Annotated in this window: 17 protein-coding genes; 11 read left to right on the top strand and 6 right to left on the bottom strand. The window is 40.0% G+C overall.

Translation table 11 applies throughout. From position 1 onward, the window contains the following. Nucleotides 1–135 precede the first annotated feature (135 nt). Nucleotides 136–4806, top strand: coding sequence for a hypothetical protein (locus tag QUF86_RS01995; protein WP_289333450.1), 4671 nt, complete (start codon nt 136–138; stop codon nt 4804–4806). 222 nt (nt 4807–5028) lie between these two features. On the opposite strand, the gene QUF86_RS01990 is transcribed toward QUF86_RS01995, so the two are convergent. The 3 genes from QUF86_RS01990 to QUF86_RS01980 all read right to left on the bottom strand — a co-directional run bounded on the left by QUF86_RS01990 (nt 5029) and on the right by QUF86_RS01980 (nt 6975). Next, nucleotides 5029–5277, bottom strand: coding sequence for a hypothetical protein (locus tag QUF86_RS01990; protein WP_289333449.1), 249 nt, complete (start codon nt 5275–5277; stop codon nt 5029–5031). 68 nt (nt 5278–5345) lie between these two features. Next, complete coding sequence (locus QUF86_RS01985) at nt 5346–5699, bottom strand: hypothetical protein (RefSeq protein ID WP_289333448.1); 354 nt, start codon at nt 5697–5699, stop codon at nt 5346–5348. A gap of 355 nt (nt 5700–6054) precedes the next feature. After that, complete coding sequence (locus QUF86_RS01980; RefSeq protein WP_289333447.1) at nt 6055–6975, bottom strand: glycine-rich domain-containing protein; 921 nt, start codon at nt 6973–6975, stop codon at nt 6055–6057. A gap of 263 nt (nt 6976–7238) precedes the next feature. On the opposite strand from QUF86_RS01980, the gene QUF86_RS01975 reads away from it, so the two are divergent. From QUF86_RS01975 to QUF86_RS01955, 5 genes are all read left to right on the top strand, one after another. Continuing rightward, the gene (locus QUF86_RS01975) at nt 7239–7469 is read left to right on the top strand and encodes an excisionase family DNA-binding protein (protein ID WP_289323741.1); all 231 of its coding nucleotides are present in this window, start codon (nt 7239–7241) and stop codon (nt 7467–7469) included. 223 nt (nt 7470–7692) lie between these two features. Then, nucleotides 7693–8712, top strand: a complete 1020-nt coding sequence (locus QUF86_RS01970; protein WP_289317941.1) for an AI-2E family transporter — start codon at nt 7693–7695, stop codon at nt 8710–8712. Nucleotides 8713–9051: 339 nt separating this feature from the next. Continuing rightward, entirely contained in the window at nt 9052–9873 is an 822-nt protein-coding gene (locus tag QUF86_RS01965; RefSeq protein ID WP_289333445.1) for a basic amino acid ABC transporter substrate-binding protein, read from the top strand. 79 nt (nt 9874–9952) lie between these two features. Next, on the top strand, nt 9953–10609 hold the full coding sequence (locus QUF86_RS01960) for an amino acid ABC transporter permease (protein WP_289317939.1): 657 nt from the start codon (nt 9953–9955) through the stop codon (nt 10607–10609). Next, nucleotides 10606–11328: an amino acid ABC transporter ATP-binding protein gene (locus QUF86_RS01955; protein WP_289333444.1), complete on the top strand. Its 723-nt coding sequence runs from the start codon at nt 10606–10608 to the stop codon at nt 11326–11328. The genes QUF86_RS01960 and QUF86_RS01955 overlap by 4 nt, the downstream gene beginning before the upstream one ends. Nucleotides 11329–11394: 66 nt before the next feature. On the opposite strand, the gene QUF86_RS01950 is transcribed toward QUF86_RS01955, so the two are convergent. The 3 genes from QUF86_RS01950 to QUF86_RS01940 form a co-directional block, all read right to left on the bottom strand. Continuing rightward, a complete protein-coding gene (locus QUF86_RS01950; RefSeq protein ID WP_289317937.1) occupies nt 11395–11766 on the bottom strand; it encodes a hypothetical protein in 372 nt (123 codons plus the stop codon). 162 nt (nt 11767–11928) lie between these two features. Beyond that, entirely contained in the window at nt 11929–12813 is an 885-nt protein-coding gene (gene cidR / locus QUF86_RS01945; protein ID WP_289317936.1) for a cidABC operon transcriptional activator CidR, read from the bottom strand. 165 nt (nt 12814–12978) lie between these two features. Further along, nucleotides 12979–13404 carry a universal stress protein gene (locus QUF86_RS01940; protein ID WP_289333443.1) on the bottom strand — a complete coding sequence of 142 codons (426 nt, stop codon included), beginning with the start codon at nt 13402–13404 and terminating at the stop codon, nt 12979–12981. A gap of 164 nt (nt 13405–13568) precedes the next feature. On the opposite strand from QUF86_RS01940, the gene QUF86_RS01935 reads away from it, so the two are divergent. From QUF86_RS01935 to QUF86_RS01915, 5 genes are all read left to right on the top strand, one after another. After that, nucleotides 13569–13964: a MerR family transcriptional regulator gene (locus QUF86_RS01935; RefSeq protein ID WP_289317934.1), complete on the top strand. Its 396-nt coding sequence runs from the start codon at nt 13569–13571 to the stop codon at nt 13962–13964. Between the two features lie 73 nt (nt 13965–14037). Continuing rightward, nucleotides 14038–14805, top strand: a complete 768-nt coding sequence (locus tag QUF86_RS01930) for a 3-hydroxyacyl-CoA dehydrogenase (RefSeq protein ID WP_289333442.1) — start codon at nt 14038–14040, stop codon at nt 14803–14805. A gap of 93 nt (nt 14806–14898) precedes the next feature. Then, nucleotides 14899–16044: an acyl-CoA dehydrogenase family protein gene (locus tag QUF86_RS01925; protein WP_289333441.1), complete on the top strand. Its 1146-nt coding sequence runs from the start codon at nt 14899–14901 to the stop codon at nt 16042–16044. A gap of 30 nt (nt 16045–16074) precedes the next feature. Then, a complete protein-coding gene (locus QUF86_RS01920) occupies nt 16075–17226 on the top strand; it encodes a thiolase family protein (RefSeq protein ID WP_289333440.1) in 1152 nt (383 codons plus the stop codon). Between the two features lie 134 nt (nt 17227–17360). Then, the gene (locus tag QUF86_RS01915) at nt 17361–18941 is read left to right on the top strand and encodes a fatty acid--CoA ligase (RefSeq protein ID WP_289333439.1); all 1581 of its coding nucleotides are present in this window, start codon (nt 17361–17363) and stop codon (nt 18939–18941) included. The last annotated feature ends 328 nt before the right edge of the window (nt 18942–19269 follow it).

Genomic DNA, 19269 nt, shown 5'->3' with positions numbered 1-19269 from the left:
AGGAACACCACTGGCTTCGTTGTTTCATATACGTATCATCCTGAATATTTAAAAAATGGAAAAACTTTGTTATTATCGAAAAGAGAATATACATAAGATGATAGAAGGTCTATTTGAAGGAAGGGGAATCTTGGGATGAATGATTCTTCAAAGGAAGAAATGACATTAGAAAGAAGGAAGCGTATTTTCCAAGAAGAGCTGGATGTTTTATGGGAAAGGCGGCTCATCCCTAAATCAGAATATATCCGGATTAGCAGGGCATACAATCGGCATTTCCAATTAGCCCTCCATAAACAAAAGCGCTTAGAGTATGAAAAAAAGAAGTCCATCCAAGCACATGAAACGATTATCGGTGAAAGTGCCGAGATGAAGGTTCAAGATAGCCTGATTGAAGAATCTTCATTGAAATTACGGGAATCTGGGAAATTGAAAGAATCGATAATGAAGAATGAGAAGGCCGGGTATGATCCTATTGAATCCGTTTTGGAGGATAGGCTTGAACCTGTCAAGGAGATCACTGATAGGAAACCGGTTATTGACCAGCAGGCATTCAAGCTGGAGAAACCAGTAAAACAGGCAAAGCTGAAGAAAACACCTGAGCAAATCAGGGAACGGAATATCTCTGTCATCCTGCTTACTGGGGTCATATTACTTCTGTTCGGCGGATTGATTTTAGCAACCTCTTCATGGGGGAATTTGAATGCGGTCCTTAAAGTTTTCTTCATAGGAATGGTTTCCGTCATTTTTGCGGGGATGGCCTTCATCGCTTCGAAGCTGAAAATTAAACAGACAGCTTTTGCATTCTTGACGCTAGCGGGTTTATTCATTCCGATTACGATTTTATCAGCTTCATATTATCGGATTTTTGGAGAGTACCTTTCACTTAATGGTGGGGGGCGGGGGCTTCTGGGGTTTCTTGGAGGATTACTCTGCTTAGCCATTTATTTTAAGATTGCTGACTACTTTAAGTCGAAAATATTCATTTTCATTTCCATATTCACGTTCGGCATTACCTGTTATTTCGGTTTAGCTTTTGTGACGCCGACTATCGAGTGGATGTTTTTGGCCATTGGCATTCTTAATTTAATTCTATTATGGAATATTGAGCAATTGAAAAATCAAAAAGCATTAACGTTATTCAAACCATTCGTTTTTCAATTCATCCAGTTTAAGATCATCGTTGAAGCCTTTGTAATCTTGACGTTATTCTCTAGTAACTTGGTGTATTCACTAACGTTGATGTTCTTTTCTGTTTTGTTTTTAATTTTTGCCGTAAAATTTCAAAAAAAATATTATGAAATGGCTTTTAGTGCCGTTTTTACGTATGGATATATCCATTTTGTTTTTAATTCATTATTAAATGAATACATGGTCATTGCTTTTGCACTTGTACCAATCATTTTTACCGCTCTTTCAAAATATCTGGTCAAATTCAATATGACTAAGCTTTCGAAGAATTTCATGTTTACAAGTTTGATTGAGAGCGGGATCGTTTTCTTATATATAAACGGGATGGCGTACCAGGAAGTCTATGCGCAAATATTCATCGCGCTCATGATAGTATCCGCACAGCTTGTCTATGTTTCCGTTCAATCGAGAAAATCAAGCTTCACGTACCCGGCAGTTGTTGTTTTCAACTTAGCGTTCGTATACCTTTTCTTTGCTTTACCAGTCTCTTTTTCTACCGGTTTAAATCTGATTTTTGTTCTTCAGGTCATCCAATATCTTGGATTATATTTATATAACAGTCACCCGAAGTACAGCCTGTTTAAGCGGAGTATCTTACTTATCTCCCCAATGACCATGTTAGTGATACTGACCAGTAAATTCAGCGAAATGGATTGGCTTGCAGTTAGCGTAGCCCTCGCCATGATCTCTGGCCTTTTCTTCATCACATATATTAAAGACGATAGTAAGCATATGAAGGAAAACGCCATTTACGGATTTCCAATCACTTTCGTTTTGGCTTTGGTTGCTTTCTATCCATATTTGTTGGAAGGTTTAGAGTGGGTCCGTTCATATATCCCGGTCAGCCTCTATTTAATGGGGGTTTCGCTGATTTCAATTGGTGCAGCTTATACATTTAAAAAGGAATATCATAAATTCTTTCCTGTTTTTGCATATAGTGGACAGATTCTTTCCTTCCTTTCCTTGATATGGATCCCATTCGATTCACTGAATCCTTTGGAGGCAAGCGGAGTGATTGCTGTAGCTACTGCAATAAATGGTTGGTCCGTCCATATCCATCGGAAGCACATATTCTGGGTACCTGTCGTAATTACAGGTGCCAGCTTATATGCTTCACTCTACGATGTTTTTGATTTTGGTTCAATGGTGTTGAAGATTGCGTTCGTGTTGATCGGCCCCATTATCTTTTTCCTATTAGGAGAATGGCTTGGGAAATACTCAAAAAATGGGAAACTGTACTTCTTTTACGCAAGTCACCTTGCCAATTTACTGGCGATTCCTGTTGGATATATGCTCATTGCCCAAACGGAAAGTTCGCCGTTCCTATATGTTGCGCAACTGTTGATTTATATTTTGAGTGCTTTTAGGGCGCATGTGAAATGGGGAAAATACGTTTTTACGTACCTAGGGTTTTCAGTCCTTTTCCTACAGGTCCATTTATTTGTGGTAAACATGGAGCAAATGGTATTCATTAAATCAATATGCATGATGATAACAGCAGGACTCATAACCATTCTGTGGGCGTTATCCAATAAGAATTGGAAAGGCATCATGGAGTATTACCTTATTCCATTCATTCATTTAGGGATAAGCATAGCTATCTTGGAAACGGCAATCCGGGACTTTCCGCTTAACCGCGAATTGGTCTGGGTAGGGGTGATGACTGGACAGTTCTTGTTTGCCTGGTATCTGCTCATGCAAAGGAATTGGCGGAACTATGTTGTGGTTCCTCTGACCCTGGCGTTCATTTTTTACAATATGTATGCAAATACATTACCTCTGGTTTTTGCGATAATTGTATTGTTTATATGCATGGCTGTGATGGTGTTTGCAAGCAGTCGCCATTTCAAAGGATTGGTCAACCAAGAGGGAACGAAAAGAGTCATTGATTATTATCGGATTTATGGCTTGTTATATCTCTGTACTCTGAATCTGGAAGTGTTTATGGGCGGTACAGGATCTGCGATTTTGGGGATTTTTGTTTCCCTGCTGTTGCCTAGCTACTTTATCCTGATGAGAAGATTCACGATCTATAAGAAAGAAAAAAGCATTTACTCAGGAATAGCAGCCATCATCGGACTTTTCCCTTTCATCAATATCATAGACTATGCCCATACACTCCCAATCGTCACGAGTTTGGCTGTTCTTTTCGGCTGTATGGCAGGAATGTTGTTGCTAAGCAGGCTGTATTCCAGCGGTTTACTCAAGAAAAACGGATCGGGCATCATCAGCTTTGATCCTTTCAGAATCTATGGTTTATTCTTTGTGATCGATATGAATGCAGAGGTTTTTAATGATAATGATCAACAGTTACTCCAAGTCTTTGTATCGTTTTTGTTAACCGCTTATTTCATTTTCCTGAGAAGCTTAACAACGGAAAAGCAAGAGAGGAAAATCTATTCCAATATTGCTGCTCTAGTCAGTCTATATCCTTTCCTAATCATCGTCGACTATGCCGACAGCCTATCGGTTGTAATGGGATTGATGGTCCTTTTCAGCTGTATGTTAGGAATGCTGCTTTTAAGCCGACGTTATTTCAATGGCTTAATCAAAAAGGAAGATACAGGTATTACTATCGATGGATACAGGATATATGGCCTGTTATTTTTACTGGCCATGAATAGGGGAATTCCCGTAACTGAAACATCAAGCCAGTTACTCGAAGTTATTGTCTCACTCTTGATCACGGTTTACTTCATCTTGATTGGAAGTTTCACAAAGGATGTAAAAGAAAAGGGCATCTACGTTTGGCTGACGGGAATTATCAGTTTGTATCCGTATTGGACCACCATCATGTATACGGCCACATTACGGCCTTTCGTTGGTATGACAGTCCTTTTTGGGTGTGCAGCCATAATGGTACTTCTTAGCAGGAAATTCTTTAAAGGCCTGCTGACTAAAGGCGGGGCAGGACTTCAATTGGACTTTTACAGAGTCTATGGCTTGCTGTTTCTTCTTGCCATGAACATGGATGTTTTGATGGGGGGACCAGCACATTTCCTTCTGGAAATCATCGTGGCACTGTTGATTCCGATCTATTTCATTTTGATGAGAAGCACGACGACAGGAATGATGGAAAGAAAAACCCAGTTAGCTGCAGCGATATTATTCAGTCTCTATCCGTATTGGGTCATCACGGGTCAATTCACGATACCAGTTGTACTTGAGGAGGAGGTAAATATACTGCCGCTGTTCATTGTCAGCACCATTCTGCTGAGGAAAATCTTTGTTAAAGGCAAAATCACACAATATATCGAGATGGGTATTGTATTCCTCCTGTTTTTAGTCTTGATCATTGATGCAATGGCGGGCAACACTTTATACGATGCGCTCATTATCGGAACGGTGTCATTGGCAGCAATGCTCGTTGGCTTCATGATGAAATACAAATCCTATTTCATCGCTGGAACTGGCACCATTTTATTCAATGTCTATATGAATACCAATTCGATGTGGAGCGAGATGCCATGGTGGCTGTATTTAATCATTGGCGGAGGGCTGCTTATCGGAATTGCCTCTTTCTTTGAATGGAAAAAACAAAAAGACAACCGGACATCGAAGGAGGTTCTCGAGAAAAATAAACAAAGGATCAAGAATTGGTTCAATCGGTGGAATTAATGAAGAAGGAAATAGACGACTTAAAAAATTTCCGATGAAGGCGATGCTTACCTATAATTTGAAGAAGATAGCCAATTGGACATGGCAATGTCTAATAATGGCCTAAAAGAGTGGCTTGCAGTGCCCCAATCTCTTAACCTTGGACGAAAATTCAAAGGGAATCTCAAAAGGGGTTCGGAATTTATAAATTCCGAACCCCTTTTGTCTACAAACTGAGAGCACTTAAAAGCTCTCTTTCTCTGCTTCTATTTTTTTTATTTCCTCTTGCCAATCATAAATTTCCATTTCCCACTGATCTATATTAGTTTGCAAAACATTAATTAAAAATGGTGAAAGGGCATTTCTATACTTTTTTAATTCTTTAATTAATTTCACTCGATCTTCAGTTAAACCTTGTACTAATTTTTTCTTGTTTTCCAAATTTGTATATACAAAAACTGGTCTGAATTTCCGTATCTCTTTATCATCCAAATCAGTTGTAACTCCTTAAAAAAAATAAATTAAATATACTTATTTAAATTTTATACAAAATATTATAATCACATTATAAACCAAGTGATTGCCCGAGCAAAAGCATCGGCAATTTGTAAAGAATATTTAGAAGGTACCCCAGCATTTTTTAAATAAGTATTTAATCGTGATTTAATTGTTGATTGAGTAACACCCTCTGCTTCATCAATCCCAATCTGTATTGCCCACCCTTTAAATCCAGCAGGTTGAATACCTACCTCTCCTGAGGATGGTTCTTCTGTAGCAAATTCATATGAATTGTTAAACATTGAATCTGCTGTATTAGTTGAATATTCATTAGTCATATTTACATCTTCTTCAATATTAACTGTTGTTTTATTCCCAACAGCAAAACTAAATGTTGGAGCAATAGTGGAAAACATTAAAATCGTTGCTAAAATTGCTAAAAAAATGTTTTTTCTGTTTTTCTTCTCCTTTTAATTAATAATCTAAAAGCTATAAGTTAAATTCTGTAAAAATTAATAGAGGACATTGTTCCAATTTTGGTTAATATCTTTTCAATTTTGAATTATCTTCTGAAAAAACCAAACTCATAGTAGAATCTATCTAACTTTTCATGGAGCTGGTTTTGAAGACTTTCAAAACATCTGAGATAAAGTTTGTGAAGAATTAGTAGAAATCCATTATGAGAACATCATCAAAATCATAAAAAACCACTCTGAAAGCATACAGAGTGGTTTTTTCGCGTTTATTCAAATGTTTTTCCAAGCGAAAAGCTCATGACGAACAAGAACTGCATGAAGAACAGCTAGAAGAGGAATCAGAACTGCTGTCATGGGAACTGCTATGATCGCCACCATGACCGGATCCAGAGGAAACTGTGTTCGGTTCATTCCCGAAAATATCTTTAAATTCGCTGTCAAAATCATCGGTACTTGCATAAGTGAAATAGGCAGGAGCTGCGTAGTCCGTCTGGTCGTACGTTTTCCGCCAATTCAATTCTGTCAAAGGGCGATTTTCTTTAAATTGGGAAGTGAAAGATTCAAAGGTCCGTTCCGCTTGTATACTTGTCGGTTTCCGCATATATTTTTCTTTTAACTGCTCCAGCTCCAACGTTTCAAAATCGCGGAGAAGCGTTTGCCCTTTATCATGTTTGAAAAATTTACCCCATTTTTGAATGGAATGGGAGTCCACCGTAAATAGCTGTACATAGTAAAAGTCAAAAAGAGTACGCTCTTCGGGTTTGAAAACAGGTTCTGAATGCGGATGGTGCTGAATGGTCCTACCGATGAAAGCCTGGCAAAACTCATCATATTCCTGTCTATATTTCAGCATGATATGCCATAACTCATCGATGACTGAATTAAACATTTCAACTTTTCCAAACACTGCAGCCATAATCAAATAGCGTTTCAATTCACGCCAAACCTGATTGACCTTTATCTGTGAGTCACGTGGATGCTTCAGTCGGAATTCAGCATTGACCTTTTCCATATAATTGAAATCTAGTGCTTTATTAAGCTTTTCTATCAATGCTTCTGAAACGATTTCCGTTGCATGCAAATCTAAAGTTTCCGCATGGTATTTACGGAATTCATTTTGATAGCGTTCTAATTTAGCCGGTTCACTTAGCCCTTTAACGAAATTGACCAGGAAAACAGCAAAAATTGCCGCAAGAATGACATAAAAGAAGGTCATTTTTGTCCCACTCCTCTTAATATATGGATATAGTACTTTAACATTATCTTACATGTTATTGGAAGGGATTGTAAGTTATTGTTTGGAATTTTGTATAAAATGTTCCATTTACGGAAATCGATTAAGCTGGGGATGTTACATGTCAAAAACCCTGAATCCGGTTTCATCCTTTCCTTGGAATTGAAGGGATTTTCAATCAAATATCAAGCACTTCAAATAATGCCCCCAATCTAGTATAGTTAGTATGGAAAAGGGGTGAAGGCATGTACTTGACAATTAAAGAGACTGCGGAATATTTATCGATGCCGGAATCTTATATAGAAAGTTTGATCGTTCAAAATAAAATTCGCACCGTTCATGACGGTGAGCAGCATTTGATTTTTAAAGAGCAGTTTAATATGCATCTTGAACAGATGGAAAAATATAAGAAGCAATTGGCGGATTATTATAACGAACCCATCCCCGAAGATATCGATGTGAAGGATGAAGATTAGCATCTGCCCATGGCAGATGTTTTTTTCATGCATGAATGACAGTGGAATTATGGAATCGGATGTTCTAAAAAGCTCTTAACTAACGTCTGCATCATGGGGATTACTGATCATTCAAAAAATTTTGTTGTCAATGGAAGGTAATTGTAGTAGAATCCCTCAATTCCGTGTAAAATAATAAGTAGAAGGAATTATCAAGGCAGAATGGTAGTTAGGAGATAGGTAAGTGGTAAAAGAGTATTTGCAAAGCGAAGGTTTTTCAAGGTTAATTACATTAATTGTGTTAGTCCTCTTTTTAATAAGCATCGGAAGTATGGTTAATATCGTGTTATTCACATTTGTTTTCACTTTCCTGATGGGAAGGCTGGAGCAATTTATCATGAGTCGGCTGAATAAAGTGATGCATATCAATTCTAAGGTTGTTATAAGCTTTTTATATGCAGTCGTCATTTCTTGTTTAGCCATCGTTCTTTATAAATATCTACCGGTCATTACGCTACAATTCACTGAATTAGTCACACAGATCGTTTTCTTCTTTCAACATCCACCAGATAGTAGGGTCATTCAATACGCCATTAATATAATGAACGAGCTGCGATCGCCGCTCGATCTTCAAACACAGATGAATACACTCTATCTTTATATATCCGATTTCGGTAAACTGGCATTTCAAGTTTTCATTTCCATGTTGCTCAGTCTATTTTTCTTATTGGAAAAAGATAAAATCATTCGCTTCACTTCTAAATTCAAGCGGGCCAAATTTAAATCTTTCTTTATAAACTTAAGCCACTTTGGCGTCAAATTCATCAATTCATTCGGAAAGGTGATTGAGGTCCAGTTCTTGATAGCCATTACGAATGCCGTCCTATCGGTAACTTTCTTATGGATTCTTGGCTTCCCGCAGTTGCTCGGACTAGGGATCATGATTTTCTTCCTGGGTTTGATTCCGGTTGCAGGGGTCATCATCTCCCTCATTCCACTTAGCATGATTGCCTATAGCATCGGCGGCATGCCTAAAGTGATTGCTGTATTAATCATGATTGTTGTGATCCATGCACTTGAAAGCTATATTTTAAATCCGAAATTCATGTCGGCAAAAACAAATCTTCCAACATTCTTCACCTTCATCATCCTATTGTTTTCAGAGCATTTCCTAGGGATATGGGGATTGATCATCGGGATACCGATCTTCATCTTCCTTTTGGATATGTTAGATATTGAAGAGGGCAATAAGGAAGTTCCATAATAATCATTTAAGCAGCGGCCACGCTAATTTGGCCGCTGCTTATTTTTGTTCTATTAAATCTTTTGAAAGTTTCAATTACTGTTTTCAATATAATATCCATTAATTCGAGAAAAGGGAAAAAGTCTGCCCGTTTACCCATTAGAGAATATTTGCATTTTTGATTTACCGAGTTAATTGATTAAACTTTTATTTTACTAAAGTTATTTGTCGATTTTTTATTGAATAAAAAAACAAATGAACGTATAATATTCTTAAAAGAATATACTGAATGTTCTCTAAAGTTAGATTTATCTGTTTTTTTAAAAAAAGAGAGTTTACGAGAGAGAAGAGGGGATTATTTTGAAAAAGGTTTCTTTTTTAGTGTTTGCCATGGTAGCTTCTTTGTTACTAGTCATGACAGGATGCGGAAAGGATAAAGAAGTCTCGACAACTAGTAAAGAAGAAGAGTCCAATGGAAAAACACTCAGAATCGTGACTGACGCCAATTATGCTCCATTTGAATTTCTTGAAGGCGATAAGATTGTAGGATTCGATGTTGATTTCATCAACGCCGTTGCTGAAGAAGCAGGTTATGAAGTTAAACTGGAAAGTGTTGGGTGGGACCCTATTTTTGTTGAAATCGAATCTAAGAGAGCGGATGTCGCAATTTCTGCGATTACAGTGAATGACGAAAGAAAACAATCTTATGATTTCTCGGTTCCATACTTTTTATCAACTAACAAGATTCTCGTTCCTGAGAAAAGTGATATAAAATCAGGAAGTGAATTGAAAGGGAAGGTCATTGCCGTTCAGACTGGTACAACTGGACAGGAAGCGGTAGAGAAACTCCTTGGAAAAAATCATAAGGACATCAAAAAATTCGAAAACAATAACCTGGCCATTCAGGAATTACTGAAAGGTGGAGCTTCGGCTGTCGTAGCTGATAATACGGTTGTTGAGGAATATGTGAAAAATAACCCCGATCAAAAACTGAAAGTCGTTGAAGATAGCAAAAGTTTCAATGAGGAATTTTATGGTCTTATGTTCCCGAAAGGCAGTGAATTGAAATCGGAGTTCGATAAAGCTGTGAATGCCATTTATGAAAATGGAAAATATGCAGATATTTATAAAGACTGGTTTGGTACTGATCCAGATATCGAAACATTGAAAGCACAACAATAAAAACAAGTGGATAGTAAAAGATTGCGTAACTTTACGTGTGAAGTTACGCAGTTTTTTTGGTCTTTAGGAGGGAAACGGAATGAGTTTTCGCTGGGATATTATTTTTGAATATGCTCCTTTCTTATTAAAAGGAACACTGCTTACTATAGGGCTGTCGGTTTCCTCCATCCTCATCGGAACCTTCTTGGGGTTATTGATCGGTTTAGGGAAAATCATGAGGAACAAAGTGCTGGCCTTTCCATTTTACTGTTATGTCACGGTTTTTCGCGGAACACCGCTTTTAGTTCAAATCTTTTTAATCCATTTTGGAATTGTGCCCTTCTTTACCGGTGAAACGAATGCAGTAACCGCCGGGGTCATTGCTTTATCTTTAAATGCAGCCGCATATATTGCAGAAATTTTCCGTGCGGGCATTCAATCCATCGATAAAGGGCAAATGGAAGGATCACGTTCATTGGGGATGACCCATACCCAAACAATGATTCATGTTGTATTGCCTCAAGCTTTCAAACGAATGATCCCTCCGTTAGGAAATGAATTCATTGTATTATTGAAGGATTCGTCCCTGCTTTGTGTCATTGCAGCCCCGGAATTAATGTATTGGGGAAAGGCGATGGGGAGTCAGTACTTTAAAGTGTGGGAGCCATATTTGGCGTGTGCCTTCATCTATTTATTCCTTACGCTCATTTTAAGTTTCGTATTAAGTAGACTCGAAAGAAGGTTGAAAACAGAATGATCAAGGTCGAGAATCTAAAGAAGTCATTTGGGGAAAATGAAGTATTGAAAAATATCAATGCAATCGTTTCCCCTCAGGAAGTAGTCGTTGTAATCGGGCCGTCTGGATCGGGTAAATCCACTTTCCTCAGGTGTATCAATCAACTTGAAACGATAACAGGAGGGCATATTTTCATCGAAGGACTTGATACGACAGACAAGAAGGTCAATATCAATAAAGTCCGGACGGAAGTTGGCATGGTATTTCAGCATTTCAACTTATTTCCACATAAGACTGTTCTTGATAATATTATGCTTGCGCCTCTAAAGGTCCGCAAGATTTCCAAAGACCAGGCTTCCCAAAGAGGGATGGAACTGCTTAAGAAAGTGGGGCTTGCCGAGAAAGCGAACGCATACCCGGATTCATTATCGGGGGGGCAAAAGCAACGCGTCGCAATAGCCAGGGCTTTGGCGATGGAACCAAAAATCATGTTATTCGACGAGCCGACTTCCGCTCTAGATCCGGAAATGGTCGGTGAAGTCCTTGAGGTCATGAAGCAACTTGCTAAGGAAGGTATGACCATGGTAGTGGTGACCCATGAGATGGGATTTGCAAAAGAAGTTGGTGATCGCGTCATTTTCATGGACGAAGGCTATATTATTGAAGAAAATACCCCCAGTGAGATTTTTGATAATCCCCAGCAGGAAAGAACCAAAGCCTTTTTGAGCAAAGTGCTTTAATAACGTGTTAAAGAAAAAAACCTTCCGTTAATGGAGGTTTTTTTTTTGGAGCATATCAGGGGTGGTTCATTTGATGGATGAAGCACCTAAAAGCGATTCAGGGCTTTTACCGAGCACAAGCATACTGATTTTGGCATATCCAATATTTTTATTTTGGGAGAAGGTTTGAAGTAATACCTGGATATTCGGATCATCCTTTAACTTTTGAACTTCCTCTATATATAATCTGATAACGGAGGGCATAACGAATTCAGGGGTGTATTCGTTTGGGTTTTCATCCATGATTAAAGTGCCCATAAATTGATATTTAAATTGAAAAGTCCGTGTTAAGGCAACGACATGGAGCAGTTTATTAAATAGTTCGGGGTATGAATATTTAATTTTCTCCAGAGCTGCTTCTGTTTCGTGTAACTCATCGACACTGGATAAAGTGATCATTAATATCTCCTTTCAGAAAAAACGGAAACCATCAGCAGTTACCGTGCTTTTTACTCATACCAAGTCTAACCCCGCCGTTACGTATTGTAAAATGGTTAGATGTTATCAAATGCATAACCAAAATCTATGATAGTGCTTACATCCCATCAGGCAGATTAAAATTCACTCGTTATGAGATAACGCTTCCCTCGTATATTTCAGCCATTCTTTTGCAGCGTATGAAAGGTAATGGTCCTTACTCCAAATGAATCCCAAATTCCAACTAATGGATGGGTTTTTAACCTTGATTGACTTCACGCGTTCATCATGATGGCATAAACTTTCAGGTAATAGAGCAACTCCGAGTTTACAGTAAACCATTTCCTCAATGAAATCCCAGCGTGAGCTTTCAGTAACGATATGTGGAGAAAAACCGGCTTCATTACAGGATGAAATGATGAGTTCTCGAAGGACGTAATCCTTATTGAATAAGATGAAAGACTCGTTTTCCAGATCGGCCAAATCGATTTCTGCCAGACAAGAATGTGGATGGGAGGGATGAACTATCAAGTTAATGTCTTCTTCTAAAAAAGCAAAATGATGAAAAAGTGCGGTGTTGGTTGGCAGGACAATAACGCCTATATCAATTAAGTCATTTTGGACGGATTCTTCAATCTTTTTTGAACCATCCTCTACTAATTGAAAGGTAATATTGGGATATTCCTCATGAAAACGGCTAAGAATTCGGGGGAAGAAAGAAGCGTCGATGATCGGCGGCAGCCCGATGCGTATATGTCCCTTTTTCAAACCTAATAAATTGTCCATTTCCGTTTCTAAATTGTGAAAGGCCTTATCAATCAATTTTGCCTGTTCCAAGACAACCCTGCCTGCATCGGTCAGGATCAGTTGCTTACGCGACCGATCAAAAAGCTCAACACCTAGCTCGGTTTCCAGGTTTTTAATCATCTTGCTGATGGTCGGCTGGGTAATGAATAAATGGTCGGCAGCCCGAGTGAAGCTATTAAAATTGGTTACCTCTATAAAGTATTGCAAATGCTTAATATCCATTGCGTCACCTGTTATCCTCGTTTAAAATTAGTTTCATTTTACCCGTAAACGGAAGTGTTTGTAAAACACGATAAGTTTTGATGGGGGTTCAGGCACGCATAAAGAAGCTGGATTCCAAAGGGAAACCCAGCTATGAAAGGGCCGGCATAATATCTGCAGTAAATTTTATTTGACCAACAAGACGGGCACTGGGGAATGTTGAACGATATAGTGGCTCACGCTGCCTAGGAATTCCTTGAAACCACTCAATCCGCGGCTGCCCATGATGATAAGGTCACAATTCCGGGATTTTGCATGTTCCAATAAAGTCGTGATGGCTGAACCCTCTACGACAAATGTTTGGGATTCATTCGGGATTTCTGATAATAGCGCTTCCGCTTTTTTTATCACTTCATTTCCATACTTGAGCATGGATTCTTCAATTTCCTGAAAGGCATTACCATATATATTTGGTTTGATTGGCAACGTTACAGCGTGAAGCACCTGGATTTCGATAGCGGGATCCAACTTGGCTAATTCAATCGCTTTTTCTAAAGATTTAAGTGCCAATTCAGATTCATCGTAAGCAACTAATATTTTTGAGCATAGCATTGATCGATCATTCCCTTCTTTTAAAGAATATACCTCTAGTATATCAATTTGAATCTTTCATGCAGTTTCATATATTATAAATTTTGTGAATATTTATTGAAGTTTACGTTAACGTCAATGTTAAAATAAAGGTAAATAATCCCTTTGCAAAGTGTGGTTTTAACATGTACACCATTTCTGAGTTAGCAAAAGAATTCGAATTGACGACAAGGACGCTCCGATATTATGAGGAACTGGGTATGCTTAGGCCAAAGCGTACCGAAACGGGAAAAAGAGTTTATGGAAAGAAAGAATACGCACAGCTTAAAATCATAATGCGCGGTAAGAAGTATGGTTTTTCGTTAGTGGAAATAAAGGATATAGTCCTGTTATTCGATAAGGATAGGACAGGCATCAAGCAATTGGAAAAAACGATTGAAATGGCAGGACAGAAATTAAACGAAATTAATGAACGCATTCAAGAGCTGGATGGATTGAAACAGGATTTTGAACAGGTAATCAAAGGCTTTACCGAAACCCTTCATGACTTGAAGGTGAACGATAAAACAGGCAAGCGGTGAAATTAATATTGAAAATAGGTATTGATGGTAGTGAAAGATGAATATATATTCTAGAAACAAATGAGGTGAGGATTTGGATATTCAAGAAACCATTGCAGTTGTTACAGGCGGGGCTTCAGGTCTGGGAGCGGCGACAGTAAGAAACATCATTAAAAAAGGTGGAAAGGCAGTCATATTTGACCTCTCGGAAGAAAATGGCGCTAAGATGGCTCATGAATTGGGAGATTCAGTCCTGTTCATTAAAACGGATGTAACAAGTGAAGATAGTGTATTGGGAGCGTTGGAAGAAGGAATTGAAAAATTCGGGAGCATCAATACGGTCATCAACTGTGCTGGTATTGCAATTGCAGAGAAGGTCATAGGCAGAAAAGGTACACATGAATTGAAAGCGTTCTCAAAGGTGGTGACAATCAATTTGGTCGGTACATTTAATGTCATCCGACTTGCGGCTGAAAAAATGGTCAAAAATGAACCGAACCAAGAGGGGGAGCGTGGTGTCATTATCAATACGGCTTCGGTAGCTGCCTTTGAAGGACAAATCGGACAAGCAGCATATAGTGCTTCTAAGGGGGGCATTGTTGGGATGACCCTGCCGATTGCAAGGGAGCTTGCCACCAAAGGGATACGTGTCGTATCTATTGCACCGGGCCTATTCCATACTCCGATGTTCGATTCATTGCCTGATGAAGCGAGGACGTCATTAGGTAAAACCGTTCCATTCCCATCAAGGCTCGGATATCCCGAAGAGTACGCTAAGCTAACGGAGAGCATCATAACGAATCCAATGCTGAATGGGGAAACCATCAGGCTGGATGGGGCCATTCGAATGTCACCCAGGTAAGTGTGAATTCCTTTTGGAAAAGATGATGCAATCCATTATAGATCGATCTTGAAAAGAGCCTTAGACAAAGACATGCAGAGGAGATAAAAACAGATGAAACATCCATATCTAAGTGAGGATCATGACATTTTCCGTAAGACATTCCGAAAGTTTTTAGAGAAAGAAGCAGTTCTCCACTATGAAAGATGGGAAGAAGAGAGGATCATTCCCCGGTCATTTTGGGTGAAAATGGGGGAACAGGGTTTTCTCTGTCCGGATCTTGGAGAAGATTATGGGGGTTCCGGGGTAGATTGGGGCTTTGCGGTCATAATTAATGAGGAATTGGAAAGAGTAGGTTCTGGATTCATTGGTTTCGGACTCCATAGTGACATCACTGTTCCGTATATTGCCGCATACGGAAATGAGGCGCAGAAACAGCGCTGGCTTCCTAAATGCACGACAGGGGAAATCATTACAGCAATCGCCATGACAGAGCCTGGAACAGGTTCGGATTTAGCCAATATAAGAACCACTGCTATTTTGGATGGAGAACATTACATATTAAATGGCCAAAAGACATTCATCACAAATGGCATTCATTCGGATTTGGTCATCGTTGCGTGTAAAACGGATCCAAATGCCGTTCCAAAGCATAAAGGCGTTAGCTTAGTCGTGGTAGAAAGGGATACACCTGGATTTTCCAGGGGGCGGAAACTGAAGAAACTTGGTTTGCACAGTCAGGATACAGCAGAGCTCATCTTCGAGGATTGTCGTGTTCCAAAGGAAAACCTGCTTGGTGAAGAAGGCAAGGGTTTTGCTTATTTAATGGAGAAATTGCAGCAGGAACGCCTTGTAGTGGCAATTTGTGCTCAAACGGCATCAGAGGATATGCTGGACGATACCATTGAGTACGTGAAAAGCAGGGAAGCGTTCGGAAAATCCGTGAGTCAGTTTCAAAATACTCAATTCAAAATCGCAGAAATGGCAACGGAAATCAAAATGGGGCGTGTTTTCCTAGATCAATTGATCGCCAATCATATGGCGGGAGAACAGGTGGTCACAGAGGTTTCGATGGCAAAATGGCGTTTGACGGAGACTGCGAGAAAAATATCGATTGAGTGCATGCAACTTCATGGCGGCTATGGATATATGGAAGAATACAAGATTGCCAGAAGGTATCGGGATGTCCCGGTAGCAAGCATCTATGCCGGGACAAATGAAATCATGAAGAAAATCATCGCTAAGAATCTGGGCCTTTAATATAAACAGGATGAGAAGGGGAGAGAGTATATGCGGGAAGTGGTAATCGTTGAAGGGATTCGAACGCCAGTAGGGAAAAGGAACGGTGTCTTGAAAGACATTCGCCCAGATGATCTAGCAGGGGAAGTATTGAAAAAGCTGATTGAGAAGGCGGGCATCGATCCGGCTATTGTCGATGATGTCATACTAGGTTGTGTTTCACAGGCTGGCGAACAAGCAGGTGACATAGCAAGAATTGCTGCACTGATTGCAGGATTTCCGATCGAAGTGCCGGGAACGACGATTGATCGTCAATGCGGATCAAGTCAGCAGGCTGTCCATTTCGCTTCCCAAGCCATTTTGTCGGGAGATATGGATGTTGTAGTGGCCGGAGGAGTGGAAAACATGTCCCGAGTCCCCATGGGGTCTAATATTCAAGGTGCTGTAACCAGCCAAAAGTATTTAGACAGGTATGAGGTGATCAACCAAGGTTTATCAGCTGAGAGAATCGCCGATAAGTGGGGAATAACACGTGAAGAATGTGATCTGTTTTCCGTTAAGAGTCATGCCAAAGCAATACGTGCTCAAAAAGAAGGGCATTTTGACCGTGAAATGATTTCAGTGACGGGTACTGATAAAGAAGGAAATCAAATGGAAGTTACGGAAGATCAAGGTCCAAGGGCTGGAACTACCATGGAAGTACTGGCTGGGTTGAAAACGGTTTTCCAAGAAGACGGTTTAATCCATGCCGGGAACTCAAGCCAGATAAGTGACGGTGCTGCCGCTTTATTATTGATGGAACGCAGTAAAGCGGAAGAACTTGGATTGAAACCACGCTTTAAAGTGCATACACGGGTTGTAGTAGGATCAGATCCCACCCTGATGCTTACTGGGCCGATTCCCGCCACTCAAAAAGCTTTGGAAAAAGCCGGCCTTTCCATCGATGATATCGATGTCTTCGAAGTGAATGAGGCTTTCGCTCCTGTACCTATTGCCTGGCTAAAAGAAACGGGGGCAGATCCCAAGAAGCTGAATCCAAATGGCGGGGCGATTGCCTTAGGTCATCCTCTTGGCGGCAGCGGGGCCCGATTGATGGTGTCAATGATCCATGAGTTGGAAAGGACAGGCGGCCGTTATGGGCTGCAAACAATGTGTGAGGGCCACGGCATGGCGAATGCCACCATCATAGAAAGATTGGATTGAAACGGGACTATACGGTTATGAACATTCGTAATTCGCACGAAAGTAAAAGCTGAAAAAGTGATGAAGCCGACCATCGGCAGGGCTGGCCTGAACTCTCCCCGTTGATGGTGGGTTTACTTGAGGAGGAAAATGATATGTCAGTGACGATTAAAAGTATCTTTGATCAGACGGTTCAGAAATTCCCCATTAAAGAAGCTATCTACGACGTGAGAAGAAATATCCGCTATACGTACATTCAATGGAATGAGCAGGTGAATAGGTTGGCGGCGGCCCTTCAAGCGGAAGGAGTGCGAAAAGGCGACAGGGTCTCTACATACCTTTACAACAATGAAGAGCTTGCCACCGCATTATTTGCTTGTGCAAAAATCGGCGCAATCTTTAATCCAATCAACTTCCGCTTAATGCCAGAGGAGTTGGCCTACATCTTAAATGACGCTGCTCCAAAGGTCGTTTTATTCGAGCACGAATTGGAATCGAGCGTTGCCGCGGTTGAGAAGAGATTTCCGGAAACTGCTTTCTGGTATATTGATGATAATGTTCCGAAATATGCCAAAGGTTACCGTCAAAAAATGGCAAGTATCTCATCAAATCCGGATGAAGTTGACGTTCACGAGGATGATGTTTATGCCATCATGTATACGAGCGGGACAACCGGACGACCAAAAGGGGTCATTCACCTTCATAAAGATATGGTCAAACAAGCAGAGATTTTAACAGAGGCCATGAAGTACGAACGCTCTGACATCGGGTTGATTACTGCACCGATGTTTCATTGTGCTGAATTGCACTGTTCCTTTTTACCTCGCGTACAGGCTGGTGCCACAAACGTCATATTACATCAGTTTAATCCCAAAAAAGTTATGGAACTGATTGAATCCGAGGGGATCACCAAGTTATTTGCTGCACCAACGATGTGGAACATGCTACTTCAGGAAAACTTGGATGAATATAAATTCCAGAGTTTGAAGCTGGGGCTTTATGGAGCAGCTCCAATGGCACCATCACTTGTACGTGCCTGTCAGGAGAAACTTGGCATCCAGTTCATCCAAGCTTATGGAATGACTGAAATGGGTCCTGCCATCACTCTCTTATTGGAGGATGATCAAATTAGGAAAGCGGGTTCTGCCGGTAAAGCATGTTCCGATCATGAAATCATCATTGCCCGTCCGAATGACGAAGGGCCATCAGATCCCGATGATATTCTGGAACCTGGGGAAACAGGGGAAATTCTTGTGAAAGGTCCATGTATCATGAAGGGTTACTTCCAAAAAGGTGGAGAGACCGAAAAAGCGCTTTACAAAGGCTGGTACCATTCCGGTGACATCGGTTTCCTGGATGAAGATGGATATCTGTGGGTCAAGGACCGAGTGGACGACATGATTATCTCAGGAGGGGAAAATATATATCCACGTGAAGTGGAAGACACACTTTATGAGCATCAAGGAGTTCTCGACTGTGCAGTACTGGGGCAGCCTGATGATCAATGGGGGGAAATGGTAACGGCTTTCATCGTTGCCAAAGACCTTACGTTACAGGAAAGCGATTTAGAAACCTGGTGTAAGAATAGTGATACACTGGCGAACTATAAACGTCCAAGAAGATATATCTTCTGTAATGAGCTGCCTCGAAATGCAAGTGGGAAGATACAAAAATTCTTGCTTCGTAAACAGTTGGAAGAAAGTGCGGATGACAAAAGTATGGGGAACCTCCTTTAATGCCGGGGTTAGTAGCCGAAAAAAATACTGACAAATTAGTTAGAATCATATGGGGAAAGGTTGGAAAAGTCGCATGGCATGCGATGATAATTGGAAGGAAGAAGTTTAACAGATCTAGATGAATTATTATATAAATAATATTCCTGTGGAACAATTTAAGGAAACTGAATAGTTATCCACAATGAAAATACAGAGTGATCAGTGGAACATTCCTTTTATCCACATAATCCACAGGGTTATCCAGAAATAACATTATTTTCATGTTAGTAAGGCAGTCATTGTACCTATTGTTTGTCAGTATTTTCAGAATATATCCACAATATATACA

The sequence above is a fragment of the Peribacillus sp. NJ11 genome, assembly GCF_030348405.1.
GTDB lineage: Bacteria > Bacillota > Bacilli > Bacillales > DSM-1321 > Peribacillus.
Note: the sequence above shows the minus strand (reverse complement) of the source record. Positions and strands in the feature narration are given on the sequence as shown.